This window comes from uncultured Streptococcus sp. (genome assembly GCF_963525625.1).
Taxonomy (GTDB): domain Bacteria; phylum Bacillota; class Bacilli; order Lactobacillales; family Streptococcaceae; genus Streptococcus.
Map to the genome: position 1 here is coordinate 168,887 of NZ_CAURLD010000003.1, position 14,640 is coordinate 183,526.

The 14,640-nt window shown below is 37.3% G+C and carries 15 protein-coding genes and 1 pseudogene; all 16 read left to right on the forward strand.

Annotation, left to right across the window (positions count from 1 at the left end; translation table 11 throughout):
• Positions 1-496: 496 nt before the first annotated feature.
• On the forward strand, positions 497-2,425 hold the full coding sequence (locus RYK49_RS03080) for a CAP domain-containing protein (protein ID WP_314864823.1): 1,929 nt from the start codon (positions 497-499) through the stop codon (positions 2,423-2,425).
• 304 nt (positions 2,426-2,729) lie between these two features.
• The gene (locus tag RYK49_RS03085) at positions 2,730-3,026 is read left to right on the forward strand and encodes a WXG100 family type VII secretion target (protein WP_314831129.1); all 297 of its coding nucleotides are present in this window, start codon (positions 2,730-2,732) and stop codon (positions 3,024-3,026) included.
• A gap of 73 nt (positions 3,027-3,099) precedes the next feature.
• Positions 3,100-3,528: a hypothetical protein gene (locus tag RYK49_RS03090; RefSeq protein WP_125332683.1), complete on the forward strand. Its 429-nt coding sequence runs from the start codon at positions 3,100-3,102 to the stop codon at positions 3,526-3,528.
• An 11-nt stretch (positions 3,529-3,539) separates the two neighbouring features.
• Positions 3,540-3,839, forward strand: coding sequence for a hypothetical protein (locus RYK49_RS03095; RefSeq protein WP_235787735.1), 300 nt, complete (start codon positions 3,540-3,542; stop codon positions 3,837-3,839).
• Complete coding sequence (locus RYK49_RS03100; RefSeq protein WP_002915060.1) at positions 3,839-4,558, forward strand: DUF4176 domain-containing protein; 720 nt, start codon at positions 3,839-3,841, stop codon at positions 4,556-4,558. Before RYK49_RS03095 ends, RYK49_RS03100 begins: the two co-directional genes overlap by 1 nt.
• Complete coding sequence (locus tag RYK49_RS03105; RefSeq protein ID WP_314864825.1) at positions 4,551-6,725, forward strand: hypothetical protein; 2,175 nt, start codon at positions 4,551-4,553, stop codon at positions 6,723-6,725. Before RYK49_RS03100 ends, RYK49_RS03105 begins: the two co-directional genes overlap by 8 nt.
• A 12-nt stretch (positions 6,726-6,737) precedes the next feature.
• Positions 6,738-7,190: a YrhA family protein gene (locus RYK49_RS03110; protein WP_125337971.1), complete on the forward strand. Its 453-nt coding sequence runs from the start codon at positions 6,738-6,740 to the stop codon at positions 7,188-7,190.
• A gap of 83 nt (positions 7,191-7,273) precedes the next feature.
• Complete coding sequence (locus RYK49_RS03115) at positions 7,274-8,092, forward strand: hypothetical protein (protein ID WP_314864827.1); 819 nt, start codon at positions 7,274-7,276, stop codon at positions 8,090-8,092.
• A 4-nt stretch (positions 8,093-8,096) separates the two neighbouring features.
• Positions 8,097-8,573, forward strand: coding sequence for a hypothetical protein (locus RYK49_RS03120; RefSeq protein ID WP_314864829.1), 477 nt, complete (start codon positions 8,097-8,099; stop codon positions 8,571-8,573).
• 12 nt (positions 8,574-8,585) lie between these two features.
• Positions 8,586-9,129, forward strand: a pseudogene (locus RYK49_RS03125) (T6SS immunity protein Tdi1 domain-containing protein).
• A 185-nt stretch (positions 9,130-9,314) separates the two neighbouring features.
• On the forward strand, positions 9,315-10,877 hold the full coding sequence (locus RYK49_RS03130; protein ID WP_314864831.1) for a hypothetical protein: 1,563 nt from the start codon (positions 9,315-9,317) through the stop codon (positions 10,875-10,877).
• A gap of 5 nt (positions 10,878-10,882) precedes the next feature.
• Positions 10,883-11,575, forward strand: a complete 693-nt coding sequence (locus RYK49_RS03135; RefSeq protein ID WP_314864832.1) for a PoNe immunity protein domain-containing protein — start codon at positions 10,883-10,885, stop codon at positions 11,573-11,575.
• Between the two features lie 293 nt (positions 11,576-11,868).
• Entirely contained in the window at positions 11,869-12,693 is an 825-nt protein-coding gene (locus tag RYK49_RS03140) for a hypothetical protein (RefSeq protein ID WP_314831121.1), read from the forward strand.
• Between the two features lie 4 nt (positions 12,694-12,697).
• Positions 12,698-13,402 (forward strand): hypothetical protein, encoded by a 705-nt coding sequence (locus tag RYK49_RS03145; protein ID WP_314831120.1) that lies wholly within the window; start codon positions 12,698-12,700, stop codon positions 13,400-13,402.
• Between the two features lie 78 nt (positions 13,403-13,480).
• Positions 13,481-14,149, forward strand: a complete 669-nt coding sequence (locus RYK49_RS03150; RefSeq protein ID WP_314831119.1) for a hypothetical protein — start codon at positions 13,481-13,483, stop codon at positions 14,147-14,149.
• An 8-nt stretch (positions 14,150-14,157) separates the two neighbouring features.
• Positions 14,158-14,640 (forward strand): PoNe immunity protein domain-containing protein (locus RYK49_RS03155; RefSeq protein ID WP_314864834.1); only part of this gene is annotated, 483 nt, incomplete at its 3' end.

Consider the following 14,640-nt stretch of genomic DNA (forward strand, 5'->3'; position numbering starts at 1 on the left):
AGTTTTTATAAATAAGTAATAAAAATAATTTACACAGTGTAAACCAAATTATAAACATTTTTCTATTATTTTGGTTCGTTAAAAAGAAGATTTTATAGATTTTCAAAGACATAAAACAGAAAAATAAACAAAAAGACGAACTATAAAAAATTACCTGTAAAAACAATTTACACCTTGTTAACTAAAATGCTTGCATTCAAAAATTTCTTGTGCTATAATTCGTCTTGAGGGTGAGATATGCATAAAAAAGTATTTTCAAGCATATTGACTTCTTTGTTTCTAAATCAAATGTTATAAAAACATTTATGTGCAACCTTTAGTCAGGTGGATTCACTAACTAGTGATTCGTTTTTTTTGCGTTTGATAATGATGGAGCAGTCAACTGTCAGCTGGCAGTATTTTCGTGAAATTCTTTTTTATGAAGTTGTGCACAAAAAATAAATTCCCCCCACAAAAAAAATAAAGTGATGTTGGTCACTTTGGAGGTTTAATTAATATGAACAATCGTTTCAGACTCTTATCAAGATCTGTTGTAGCGGCTGCGGCTATTATTCCAGCATTTGCTCTTGCGAATAATGCTCAGGCTCAAGATTATGGTTATAACTACTATCAACCAGGTTATAATTACTGGAATGGTGGTTACAGCAATTATAACTATGGTTATAACAACTATAATTACCGTAACAACCGCAACTACCGTTACAACAATTACAACTATGGTTACAATAACTATAATTATGGCTATAACAACTATAACTACGGATATAACTATGGTTACAATGGCTATAATTACAACTATGGTTATAATAACTATTATCCAGGCTATAACAACTGGAATTACAACTATAGCAACAACTACGGCTATAATGGTTGGAATAACTACAACAATCTTGCAAACGATGAAAACTACATTTACTGGAATGGTAACCATTACTACCGTATGACAGATGGTTCTTACCGTATCTATCGTGATGGTGAGTGGAAACCATTGACAAATACTAACAATAACAGCACATCCAATAACAACTTGGAAAACGATCCGCATTATCGTTATGAAAATGGTTATCATTACTATGTATTAGATAATGGTGATTATTACTATTATAAAAATGGTAAGTGGGTCTTTGTTAAGGATTCTGCTGATAACTCAACTAATCCAACAACTCCAAGCCAGCCGGAAGAACCAAAACCAGAAGTTCCAACTCCGACTCCAGCGGAACCAGAACAACCAACGCCAGCTCCTACTGATAAACCAGATGAGCCTACTACACCAGCAGAACCAAAACCTGAGGTGCCAAGTGTTGATTTGCCAGAAAATCCTCCAATTAACGGTGCAGAAGGTGAGCTTGATCCATTTGCTCCGAAACCAGAGCAACCAGCGGAACCAAAACCAGAAACTCCGACAAGACCTGCTGTGCCAGAGACTCCTGGTTTGGTAACAACTGATAAACCTAGTGAAGATCAAATCCCGCCATATGTTGAAAAACCAGCAGAAGGTCTTGAACACTTGACTTGGGCACCGAATGGAAGAGCTCCAAAAATTATCTACCCAACTGGAAAACCAGGTGACAAGGCTCTTGAGTCAGATCCTAACTATTACTTTGATGGATCTACTCATTATTACCGCATACCATCTGACTCAGAAGCTAATGGATACTCTCCGTATTGGAAATGGTTTGGTGACAAATGGAAACTGCAAGGTATGACTGATCCAAACGATCCAGCTCTTGATCCAAAACTTCACGAAAACACTGCTGATGATGAATACATGTACAGTGATAAAGACTCTAGCGTGAAATTGTACTCAACTAATCTAGTGACAACTGCTAAAGCAGGTCAACCATTGCCATTCAAGAACGTTGAAGAGTTCAAGAACTACGTTATCGAAAAAATGAATCCTAAGTTCCTTGATAACGCAGGATGGGATGCCAAGGTTGAATGGGAAATCGAAGATCCAGAAATCTTTGAGAATACTAAAGAAAACCCATATGCTAAGGATTATGTCTTGATTGCAAACCTTAAGAGTGGTGTTGAGGATAAGAAATACAGTGATGTAGAATTTGGTTATGTTAAGTTTGTTTACCGTGTTGAAGCAACAAACGATACAAACTATGACTATGTTTCAAAGGCCAAAGAAGCTTTCGCTAAAATCAATGAAGAGCGTAAAGCTCAAGGCTTGAAAGAACTGACTTGGTCTGATGAACTTTATCAAAACCAAGCTCTTCCAAAAGCTAATCAAATCTCACGTCAATACGATAGCTCAGGCTTTGTTGGACGTCGTGATGAAGATCCATCTGTTGTCGTTAAGAAATGGGCTAACAGCGGTCTGAGAGAACTGCTTCTTGATTCTAACGTAACTGAAGGGGCAGTAGCGACAGTTGTAGACGGAAATGGTGTTTACTACTGGGCTTACAGCTATAAATAATAAGGAATTTTCAACTTTTTTAAATTTAATCAATTTGTTGTAGTTTTTTACTAACTATTTCATAGTTGAACAATCTTTATGAATTGAGAGGACCAAGTAGGTCTTCTCTTTTTAATCGGGATTTCATTATTTGGAATAGAAAAAAGCATTCAAAGAAAGTATTGTTTACTGTTCTATTTTTACCAACTAGATAGAGTAAATAGAAGAAATTTTAAATTTAGTTGTTAAACTTATGTTATTTTTTATTGACATCTATTTTTCTAAACTATATAATATTATTATTAAAACAATTAAGGAGTCAACTATGTCAACAATTTCATTATCTCCAGAAGAACTAACTGCTCAAGCGGCAGTTTATTCAAATGCACGTGATCAAATCGAAACAGCGATTCAGACAGTAAATGCAGCTAATGGTGAGATGGAAGCCCATTGGAAGGGTAGCGCTTTTAAGTCATACTTGGATCAATATACCCAACTCCATGGCGATGTAGTGAAATTTCAAGAGCTCTTGTCATCTATTAACCAACAATTAGTAAGTTATGCAAACACTGTATCTGAGCGTGATACAGCAGATGCTAATAGCTTCGGTTTCAAAGGTTAATGCACATTTTGATAAAAGGACTAGGACCTTGTCCTAGTCCTTTTTTGAAAACCTAAAGGAGAAAGGGAACTTAATGGGAAAAATCGTTGACAATGAAATATATGCTCAAAATGCAAGAAATTGCCAAATAAATGGAGATCAAAAAAAGCAGGAAGCGGACAATGCAGGTGCGAAAATAGAACGATTAAACGCTGCGAAGAAAATTTTAGAAGAACAGTTAGTTCTTCTAAATGGAAAAATTGATGGTGCAGAAAATCTTTTTAATGGACCTGCAGGAGATATGTCTCCTGCGGGTAATTGGAAAGGGGATTTAAAAAACGAATGTAAATTTCATTTCGAGCGTGGAATTAAAAATCTGTCTGAGATGGAAAACAATTATCAAGATACCTTGAAAAACATTAATGGTGAATTAGTGAAATTGAAGGCGTCTCAGATAGATTTATTGGGAGCAGCCCAAAGTTTTTGGGACCAAGCACAATCTTGGTGGAATTCTATTCAGTAAAAGGAGAAAATATGTCTCAAGATCAAGTAGGTGTACAACCAGAAGAATGGTCTAGCGTTGTTAGTAATGCTAAGAAAGGCGTTCATGGGATTATAACTTTGTCAAAAAAAGAAATTAGTAAGACAACTCTTTCGCGCTTTAAAAAATTTAATACTATTCAAGATAGTTGGAACTCAGCTTTAACTTCTTATAAGTCGTATGGAGAAGCGAGGACGGATATGATGACTAAAATGGGTGAGAAAATCGTTGAGGATGATGCTGTTTATGCTAGTCAAATTGATAAGAATAAGAATTATGTGAGGTTTAACTAATGGCAGGTACTAAAGAATTAGAGAGTTTTCGTTCTGTCTTGTCTACGTGGCCGGACACCGATTTTGAAATAACAGATACGGTTGTTAAATTTGGAGAATTTCTGGGAGATCGACCTCCTTTAATGAGAGAATTATATAAGTTAATCAAGTTGAAAAAATCTCAGTATGAATACAATTCATTGCTGGGTACAACTATTCTTTTTACCCGCACTCAGAAAGGTGAGGTAACCTTTACTTTTAATGGTGAAGACCAAGTGTGGTCTGAGGATTCTTTTTTTCTATTTTTAGCGATTTTAGATGTCTATTTTGGGAAAATTTATCCGCTTGGTTCAGTTGTTGAGATTGATTTAGATTTGCTGAACAGTGAGCTTAAGGAGATGTTTTCTGAGGAGCCAGGGGCGCTTGTCATGCTGACTGGACGTAAGGCTCCTTTGGCAGAAGGTTTTGATCCATATGTGATAGATTATTTTGGTCGGGTGTGGCCATTTGGTGAGGTTGCTGCTTTTCCGCCTGTATTTGTTAGCAACATGATGATTAAGAATGTCGTTCATTTGGGTTATGAAAATGAATGGGAAGAGCGGATATCTGAAGAAGTCATTCGCCAAACTTATATCAAAAATCACCAGTTGTCTACAGCCTTTATGACTATGGTAGATCAGTTGGCTTATTTAGCTTTTCTGAATGAGAAAGTAGTAGAGAAGGAGGGGTTAGATGAGTGATGGATTTTACGTCGATGTAGAAGAACTATATAATGTTTTTGAGGGGCTTCAATCGCAGTCAGAAAAAATAATTGCCAGCTTAGAGACTGCTAAAAGTTCTTATAATTCTGTGATTACTTCTAATTCTATGTACGGAGATGTAGGACAGGCTATTGCTGGTGAGATTAATAGTTCGCATAATATGCTGCTAATGCAACTAAAGGATCTTCTTTATAGTCTGCAAAGTGACTTTTCTAAGGAAGTTGAGAGTTTTCAATCAGCGACTGGCGAGAAGTCAAGTACAGCGATAATTAGCCATAGTTATTTGAAGTCTACAAGCGAATATTTTGATACCCTAAAAGGTGAGATTGATCAAATTAGAAAAACAATTAACAGCGCAACGGATAGCGTCAGTGACCTAGTCTCTGTGACCAGCGATGCTAAGAACTATGAATATTTTGGTGGCAATCTCTCTAATGCTAAGGATGTAGTAACCAATACAATAGAAAAAGTTTCTGCTTGGGATAGCCAGGGTACTGCTCTAACAACTGAAACCAGTCTCCAGAATCTGCAAGAATTGCTAGGCCAACTGCACCAGACAGATGGGCTTGACTATAGCGATCCCATCATTAGCCAAGTGGTCAATAATCTTTCTCCTATAGCAGATAAGGTCAAGGAGATTGATGATCAGATAGATGAGAGTGTCCAGAAAGCCAAGTTAGAGGCACAAAAAGCCAAGGAATTGGAAGAAAAGGAAAGGGATCGAATAGAAAAAGATTGGCGTCTTCATCACCCGATTCAAGCAACACTACGAGATTGGCGTAAGGGGCTTTCCGATGGCTTAGATAGTATGACTAACTGGATGAAGGATGATCCTCACTGGAAATGGTTAAAAGGTTTTGGGGATGCAGCCTTTGGGGCTGTAGGGGATGCAGTTTTTGGAGTTGCGGAGTTTGGCGTTGATCTTCTTCAATATTCAACTGAAGGTGTGATATTAGGCTATAATTCTCTCATGGGAAATGAGACTCCACAGTGGATGAAGGATGATTTACAAGGTGGGATAGAGACTTTTGGGGACGTGTTTCTAAATACGCTTGGAAATGTGTTTGGGTTGGTCACAATGATTCCAGAAGTGAATAATCTGATTAATGACCTAGACGACAGTACTCGAGATGGTAGCATTATGGGAGCGATTCTCCACGATGTGCGTCATGCAAAAGATTTGAAGCAGCAACCGATTCGTGATAAAATCAATCTAGTTAGTCAATTTTCGGGCTACAAAAGTGGTTATGCGGCAGGTGAAATCGTAAGTGAAATTGTTTCATGGATTGGTCCTGCTAAATTAGCTAAGATGGCTGGTGGGGGCAAGCTGGTCAGCCGCTTGGCTCAGATGCCCAAGATTCAGAAGGGGATATCTTATTATAAAAAAGCTCGCACTATGCTGGCTAACAGTCATCTGGGTATGTTGGCTCGAGAAAGTTATGGCGCGACCAAGAACTTCTTTACTAGTCGATTTGGAAGTCTATGGGATGACTTTAGCCGCAAGAAGTTCGCTTTTGTGGGCTTGGATAAATTCCGTTATGGGGATGATATCGGTAAGCACACAGCTCGCCTGTACCAGAGTACGAGTGAAGGAGCAGAGTATCAACGAATACGTCGAGGTCTTTATAGCGAGGCAGCTGAGCAGAGTGGTCGTAAAGTCAGTCGAGAGTTCAGCGAAGAAGCAGTTGAAAACGTTTCAAGAGACATAAGTGAGCCTCGAAGCCATTTTGTTGGAAATCTTAGAGGTGAGGATGTTACTTTATATGACATAGAAATGAAGAAAATAAATTATGTGAAACGTGATAGAAGTGTTCTAAAAGAATTAAGAAATGATTTTAATAAGTCTGTTCGAAAAGATTTTTTGAAATCAATTTCATCAGATATTAAAAATTTGAAATCTCATGGGCTTAGTGAAACAGATATTCAAAAGTTGAAAGATGGATTGGTGCCGAAAGGTTATCAAGTGCACCATGAATTGCCACTCGATGATAGTGGAACCAACGACTTTAGCAATTTGGTCTTGATAAAGAATGACCCTTACCATAAAGTTATTACCAATTATCAAAACAGTATTGCTAGAACAATGAAAATCGGGGAAAGTAAGGAAGTTTTGTGGCCAATCATTGGAAAAAACATATATAATTAGTGAGGTAAATAAATGTGGCTTGAACTTTTAGAAAAAATAGAAAGAATTGAATCTGGTTATGGGGAAAAGTTAAATTCTCCAATTGATTTAGATAAAATTAAATCTCTTAGCAAAAATGAAATAAACGAAGTTAAAATATTTATGGAACAAGAATATTCACGATTTTTAACAAAAGTAAATGGTCTTGATTTTAATGGGAGTGTACTTTATGGTTTAAAAACAGATGATAGTTGTTCTGCTGAGGTTTATGATTTCTTTGAGTATAATAAAATTTGGCATGAAGTTGAAGAAAATAAACGGTTTGTTTTTATCGGAGAGAACAATATTAGTTGGTTTGTATATAATCCTAGTAACTATGAATATTTAGAATTAGATATGCCATCTGCGGAGGTAGTAGAGAAATTTAATTCTTTGGATGATTTACTTGAAAGTTTTCTTTCAGATGCTATTGAATATACCTCTTAAAAAGATAGGTAAAATATGATAAATAATTTCCCAACAGCAGATATGGAAGCCTTCCAGCAGGAACATAATGGCAAGTAGAATGTTTGATAAAAGACCCCTCAATGGTGGTCTTTTGTGGTTTTCCAAACATTGGTCCATATGATTTATGGTATGCTGGGATTGTAGAGCCAGCAAACTTTAGTGACGACTTTACTAAGAGTGGTGTCCGTGTCTACAATGCATCTGATGATGTCGCTCGAGGCATGAAGGAAACGGCAGAACAAGTTGGCAAGAAAGCGAGTAAAGAATTCCGCCAAGAAGCCAGCGAGCAATTGGCTAAGTATAGCGACGACGTAGCCAAAGGTCTGGAAGAAACTGGCAAAGGCAAAAAAGCTGTGGAAGAATTGCTTGATGGAGACGGTGTCTTTAAGAATGCGGAACTGGAAGAACGATATCAGGAATATGTTGTTCGGAACACCAAACGTGGTAGGCGAGTAAGCGATCGTCTCACTTGGAAACAAGATAGTGATTTCTTTACTCAAAACTCTCCAATAGCACGAGGTAACCGTTTTGATGAAACCGTTCAAGAGCGAAAGACATATCCACATCACGAAGTGAATTTGGAAAACGGAAAACGCTTAGATTCATATGACCCAACTGCAGGAGAAATTATATCTCGCAAGGCGACTGTTTTGGATAAGATTCAAGAAGAAACCTTTAGAGGGTATTTACAGGAACTTCAGGATAAATACTCGGTTGGTGAAACAATTCGTTCAAATAAATATCCGGAAATTGATGGTTTAAAACTAGATGGTAAACATATATTGGAAATACCAGACAGTAATAAACATTTACCAGATATTGAAAAGTTTAAGGAAATTGCGAAAGAGTACGGTGTTGAACTAAGATTTACAAAGGAGTAGACAGATGAAATTAGATAACAGAGTTGAACAGGCTTTGCAAGCTATAAATTTTGTGGAGCGGTATAAGGAGCTTTCAGATAAATTTAGCTTAGATAGAACGCCTAAAGACAAACGCTTAAATATTATTACAGGCGAGTTGGTATTTGACGTTTTTGAAGATTTAGGGTATAGAGCTAAATTTGATGGACGTGAAAAATTCTTTTATATTGAGCCTTTTGAAGAAAATGGCTATACTTTTGGATTCCATATTAGTATCTTTAAAGGATTAGTAGAATTGATATGGATTGTTAGGGACTCTCAAAACAAAGTTATACTGGGGACCCCACTGATAGAGTTTTCTAGGAGGCTCATCTCTCCGGACTATAGAATCATGGATCCAGTGATTTCCAATTATGATGATTTTGAAAATGTCATGAAAATTGCTTTTGAGATGTACGAAGACTTCAAACAGGCTTTTCTGAAGATTGCCACAGAGGGTTAGTTTTTTGAGAAGATGTTAAAAGATTTTACTAAATTGGCGGATATGCCACAAGAAGTCATTGAAAAGTATAAGGAACAAGTTCCTGCTGAGTTGCTACAAATTTGGCAGGAAGATGGTCTGGGAACCTTTTTAGATGGTTATTTGAAGGTGATTAATCCAGAGGATTATCTTGAGCTTCTACGAGATAGCTATTTCAGAGGAGATATCGCTTTTCCTATGTTCGTGACAGCATTTGGAGATATTATTACTTGGGAAAAGAATACCTATGTGGGAATTGTCCAATAATAAGATTCAGGATTTAGATATTATGATTAAGCGTGTGGATCGTTTCATAGAGTATGTTGATGATGAAGATTTCAAAGACGATTATTTCGATATTCCACTCTACAAAAAAGCTGTTGCCAAACATGATCAATTAGCTTACGATGAATATTTCGGTTTTGTTCCTTTACTAGCCTTGGGAGGCGTGAAAGATGTGGAACATATGGATAAGGTAAAAATCTTGGAGCATATTTACCTTATGTACCAATTTACAGGCGGAGTAATGGACGATTGATAGTAAAAAATCACCTTTTGGGGTGATTTTTTAGCTGAAGGTGATTGGTGATATGGTAGCTTGTGGTATACTAGGATTGTAGAGCCAGCAAATTTGGTGATAATCTGGCAGAGATATCACCGAGCTCCAACGGCTTTCGTTAGAGCTTCCAGAAAGCCAAGTTAGAGGCACAAAAAGCCAAGGAATTGGAAGAAAAGGAAAGGGATCGAATAGAAAAAGATTGGCGTCTTCATCACCCGATTCAAGCAACACTACGAGATTGGCGTAAGGGGCTTTCCGATGGCTTAGATAGTATGACTAACTGGATGAAGGATGATCCTCACTGGAAATGGTTAAAAGGTTTTGGGGATGCAGCCTTTGGGGCTGTAGGGGATGCAGTTTTTGGAGTTGCGGAGTTTGGCGTTGATCTTCTTCAATATTCAACTGAAGGTGTGATATTAGGCTATAATTCTCTCATGGGAAATGAGACTCCACAGTGGATGAAGGATGATTTACAAGGTGGGATAGAGACTTTTGGGGACGTGTTTCTAAATACGCTTGGAAATGTGTTTGGGTTGGTCACAATGATTCCAGAAGTGAATAATCTGATTAATGACCTAGACGACAGTACTCGAGATGGTAGCATTATGGGAGCGATTCTCCACGATGTGCGTCATGCAAAAGATTTGAAGCAGCAACCGATTCGTGATAAAATCAATCTAGTTAGTCAATTTTCGGGCTACAAAAGTGGTTATGCGGCAGGTGAAATCGTAAGTGAAATTGTTTCATGGATTGGTCCTGCTAAATTAGCTAAGATGGCTGGTGGGGGCAAGCTGGTCAGCCGCTTGGCTCAGATGCCCAAGATTCAGAAGGGAATATCTTATTTTAGAAAAGCTCGCACAGCGCTGGCTAACAGTCATTTGGGTATGTTGGCTCGAGAAAGTTATGGGGCGACCAAGAACTTCTTTACTAGTCGATTTGGCAATTTATGGGATGACTTTAGCCGCACGAAGTTCGCCTTTGCAGGCTTAGACGATTTCCGTTATGCGGATGACATTGGCAAGCACACAGCTCGACTGTACCAGAGTACGAGTGAAGGAGCAGAGTATCAACGCATACGCCAGAAGCTCTATAGCGAGGCAGCTGAGCATGGAGATGATGTGGCTAAAGTTTTCAAAGAGACTATTGAACAACCTCATCCTGAAGTCCATTGGGAAGGTCACAAGTGGGAAAGCCATTTGGATGAACTCCATAAAAAAATGTTGGCGGATAATGTTCCAGTCACTGCTGAAGTACATACAGTAGAGGAGATAGCTAAACAACAAGCTGAGATCTTAAAAGTCCGCTATGGCGAAGAGGCGCTTTCTTCAAGTTTGAAGAAAGGTAACTTTGGTGAAATGGTTCAGGATGAGTACTATCGTCAGTTTGGTTATGAGCGCATCAGCAAAGACATGGTGACAGGCTTAGATGATGCCGGTCGTCAGGGAATCGATGGAGTTTACTACAATCCAAATGGGCACCCACCTTATATCATTTCGGAGGCGAAGTATGATACGTCTAGGCTTAAGAAAACCGCCGATGGCAGGCAGATGAGTGAAAAATGGATTGATAGGCGATTGGAACGCGCAATTGATAAGAATCATGCTCGAAGTATTCGTAAATCATTATTTAGCGCTGACGGAAATGTTCAGAGTCATTTATTTAACATCAAGAAGAATGGTGACATTATTGTTAATCAGTTAGATGATATGGCAAAGAAAATGAAGTGAGGAATATGATGTTTAGAGATAAATATAAGGATAAAAGATATTTTGATGAAGAATTAGTGTTTAATATTGAAACTTTTAATGAATTTGAAGATATGAAATCTAGTGTAAAAAAAGATAAACTAAAATCTTTTTATGTAGTTCAGTCTGGGTACTCTGAAAAATTATTACGAATTAATTATGCTCTTGGAAATTCATTAGATGAAGTATTCAAATGGTTCAAGATTAGTTTGAGATACTACCAACTTTCTTATGGAGCTTTTGAAAGTATCTATGACTTGATGGATTACTTATCTCTTGCTGTTCTATTTGAAGATCGTAAAGAAGAATTTATTGAAGATATAGAAAAGATTTTCAGTAAGTATCAGGCCTTCGTAGATGCAGGTGAACAGTATGAGGACGGCTATATCGAGACATTAGCTCTTTATTTATTAGAAGGCCGAGTAGAGAACTTCCGTTCCCGTCTAGAGTATCTCAATATGATTGGAAATGATGCGGATAGTGTCATTGAAGCGCAGAAGTTCTGGTACTATGCCCACTCAGAAGCCTCATGGTATGACACTCATAAGACAGATGATGCCTATTACGGCTATTGGAGTTTTGATACCGCTGCCCTTTGCAAGATGAGGGGTATCTACGATGAACGCTTCAAGGATTTGGATTTCTTCCCGTATGACCTCTTGGTTCAGGAAGGTAGATAATACCTAATTTTACCACCTTTTTGGGTGGTTTTTACATTCTGCGTTTGTATGATATAATAAATTGAATTTGTTCATGGTTTCCAATCAAACATCTTCATGAAAAAATCAAATTAGCTGGTCAATTTTCAGGCTACAAAAGTGGTTATGCGGCGGGTGAAATTGTTAGTGAAATTGTTTCATGGATTGGACCTGCTAAATTATTTAAGATGGCCGGTGGGAGCAAGCTGGTCAGCCGTTTGGCTCAGATGCCCAAGATTCAGAAGGGAATATCTTATTATAAAAAAGCTCGCACTATGCTAGCTAACAGTCATCTGGGTATGTTGGCTCGGGAAAGTTATGGGGCGACTAAGAACTTCTTTACTAGTCGATTTGGAAATCTATGGGATGACTTTAGCCACAAGAAGTTCGCTTTTGTGGGCTTGGATAAATTCCGTTATGGGGATGATATCGGTAAGCACACAGCTCGACTATACCAGAGCACGAGTGAAGGAGCAGAGTATCAACGCTTGAGCCAGAAGCTCTATAGCGAGGCAGCTGAGCAGAGTGGTCGTGAGGTCAGTCGAGAGTTCAGAAAGGAAGCGACTGAACAACTAGCTAAACATAGTGATGATGTGGCGAGAAGTCTAAAAGAGACTAGCAAGGGTTCTAAAAAGCCTGATATACCTGAAGTTGAGCCTAGAATAGGCGAAAGGAGAGTTTCTCAAGATATATATGATAGTTTGCGTAAGGAAACTCCAACACCAGAAATCAGAAGAAGTGTAAATGAAGATGTTTCGTTCCCGATAGATGATCCCGCAATTCCAGGGAAAATAGTAGCTGATAGCTTTGAAGCTGACCATATTGTTTCTATGGATAGGATTTCAAAAATGGAAGGTTTTGATAAACTGACAAGAGAACAGCAACTTGAACTCTTAAATTATAGAGATAATTTTGAGGGTTTGAGTAAATCAGCCAACACCTCTAAAGGTTCAAAAACATATGAAGAATGGACAATGTATAAAAAAGAAGGTATTCCAATTGCCCCAGATTTCAGAGCTAGGATGATTGCCAAAGAGCAAAAATTGAGTAGAACACTTCAGGGATTGATAGATTTTTATGTAAATCAAAAAGGAGGCTAATTACATGGAACTGTCAGAAAAAATTGCATTTTTAAATAAATATACTCTATCGTCTGAAAAGAAAGTAGAGTTTATAACCGATGAATCAACTATTTTGAATGCTCCTATTCCAGAATATTGGAAAAAAGCATTTGTAGTGAGTGATATAAAAGAAAGAAAATCAATTATCCTCTCAGAATGGAAAAAATATGAGGCTCAAGAATTAAGGAATACCATTCTTTATTTGCAAACTTATTTAACCAATATTGAGTTAATGAAAATCGGAGATGAATACTCTGTTTTGTATACTATTCTTGGTTTCAAAACTAAAAGGGAATTTTTCTATGAAGGGAAAAATCCAGTAACTGAACAAGCATTTAAAGAAAAGATAAAGTGTCCGATAGAAAAAATTGATAATAGTATTATTGACTTCTATACGAAAATTCATAATGGTTTTTATGATTTTACTAGTAAGAGTATGGGATTGGATTCTTTGAATGTCATTGATCCAGTTTCTGATTTTGAGTGGGAGTATGAAGACCAGCTGGATATGGATTTGACATTTTGTTATAATTTTTTCAGTAATGGTATGGGAACCTATGTGGTACTTGATTTAAACCAAGATATGGAGACAGGAGCCTATCTTTGGTCCACCAAAGAGCTTCCTAAAGGAAACTTAAATTTTTGGGATATCATTGATGAATGGATTATCATTGGTTTGGATTTTTAAGTTTTTGAATTAAAATTGAATGACCAAACGAAGCAACCTGACTATCCTTGTTAGGTTGTTTTTGAAAACTATGAAGGTTTGACCAAGACCGGAGCTGGTCTGAGGAATGCCAGCGAACAACTAGCTAAGCATAGTAATGATGTGGCTAAAGTTTTCAAAGAGACTATTGAACAAGCTCATCCTGAAGTCCATTGGGAAGGTCACAAGTGGGAAAGCCATTTGGAGGAACTCCATAAAAAAATGTTGGCGGATAATGTTCCAGTCACTGCTGAAGTACATACAGTAGAGGAGATAGCTAAACAACAAGCTGAGATCTTAAAAGTCCGCTATGGCGAAGAGGCGCTTTCTTCAAGTTTGAAGAAAGGTAACTTTGGTGAAATGGTTCAGGATGAGTACTATCGTCAGTTTGGTTATGAGCGCATCAGCAAAGACATGGTAACGGGCTTAGATGATGCTGGTCGTCAGGGAATTGATGGTGTTTACTACAATCCAAATGGTCACCCACCTTATATCATTTCGGAGGCTAAGTATAATAAAGCTAAGCTTGGAAATACACTTTCTGATGGTAAGCAGATGAGTGAACGATGGATTAGGAATCGACTTAATAAAGCGGTTGATTCAGACCATTACATTGCTATTCGTAAAGCGCAATATATGGGTGATATCCAGAATCATTTATTCAATATTAAAAAGAATGGGGATATTATTATTAATCAGCTGGATGATGCAGCTAAAAAGATGAAATGAGGAATTTTATGTTACGAGATAAAATTAAAACAAAGAATTATTTTATTGGCATCAAGAATGATGGAATAGATTGGTTGGAAAATTTAAGAGAGATGAGGTCAATAGTAACTCCAAATAAATTGAATGTTTATTATATTGATCTGGATGTTACAAATACTGAATTATTTAAAGCTTGTTATTCATTAGGAGATAGCATAAATAGTATATTCGAATATTTCAAGGAAGGCTTGCATTATTATAGCTTATCTTATACCGAAAATGATGGTATTTTCACTATTATTGACCACCTCTCATTAGCTGTTCTATTTGAAAACCGTAAGGAAGAGTTTATAGATGATGTAAAAGTTTTATTTGATAAATATGTACAATATTCTGAGCAAGACGAAAGTGTTCAAGATGGCTATATCGAGACATTAGCTCTTTATTTATTAGAAGACCGAGTAGAGAACTTCCGTTCCCGTCTAGAGTATCTCAATATGATTGGAAATGAT

Excerpts from the sequence above, each read along its gene's own strand:
- RYK49_RS03080 (WP_314864823.1), top strand. The coding sequence starts at position 497 with ATGAACAATCGTTTCAGACTCTTATCAAGATCTGTTGTAGCGGCTGCG.
- RYK49_RS03085 (WP_314831129.1), top strand. The coding sequence starts at position 2,730 with ATGTCAACAATTTCATTATCTCCAGAAGAACTAACTGCTCAAGCGGCA.
- RYK49_RS03090 (WP_125332683.1), top strand. The coding sequence starts at position 3,100 with ATGGGAAAAATCGTTGACAATGAAATATATGCTCAAAATGCAAGAAAT.
- RYK49_RS03095 (WP_235787735.1), top strand. The coding sequence starts at position 3,540 with ATGTCTCAAGATCAAGTAGGTGTACAACCAGAAGAATGGTCTAGCGTT.
- RYK49_RS03100 (WP_002915060.1), top strand. The coding sequence starts at position 3,839 with ATGGCAGGTACTAAAGAATTAGAGAGTTTTCGTTCTGTCTTGTCTACG.
- RYK49_RS03105 (WP_314864825.1), top strand. The coding sequence starts at position 4,551 with ATGAGTGATGGATTTTACGTCGATGTAGAAGAACTATATAATGTTTTT.
- RYK49_RS03110 (WP_125337971.1), top strand. The coding sequence starts at position 6,738 with ATGTGGCTTGAACTTTTAGAAAAAATAGAAAGAATTGAATCTGGTTAT.
- RYK49_RS03120 (WP_314864829.1), top strand. The coding sequence starts at position 8,097 with ATGAAATTAGATAACAGAGTTGAACAGGCTTTGCAAGCTATAAATTTT.
- RYK49_RS03135 (WP_314864832.1), top strand. The coding sequence starts at position 10,883 with ATGATGTTTAGAGATAAATATAAGGATAAAAGATATTTTGATGAAGAA.
- RYK49_RS03140 (WP_314831121.1), top strand. The coding sequence starts at position 11,869 with ATGCTAGCTAACAGTCATCTGGGTATGTTGGCTCGGGAAAGTTATGGG.
- RYK49_RS03145 (WP_314831120.1), top strand. The coding sequence starts at position 12,698 with ATGGAACTGTCAGAAAAAATTGCATTTTTAAATAAATATACTCTATCG.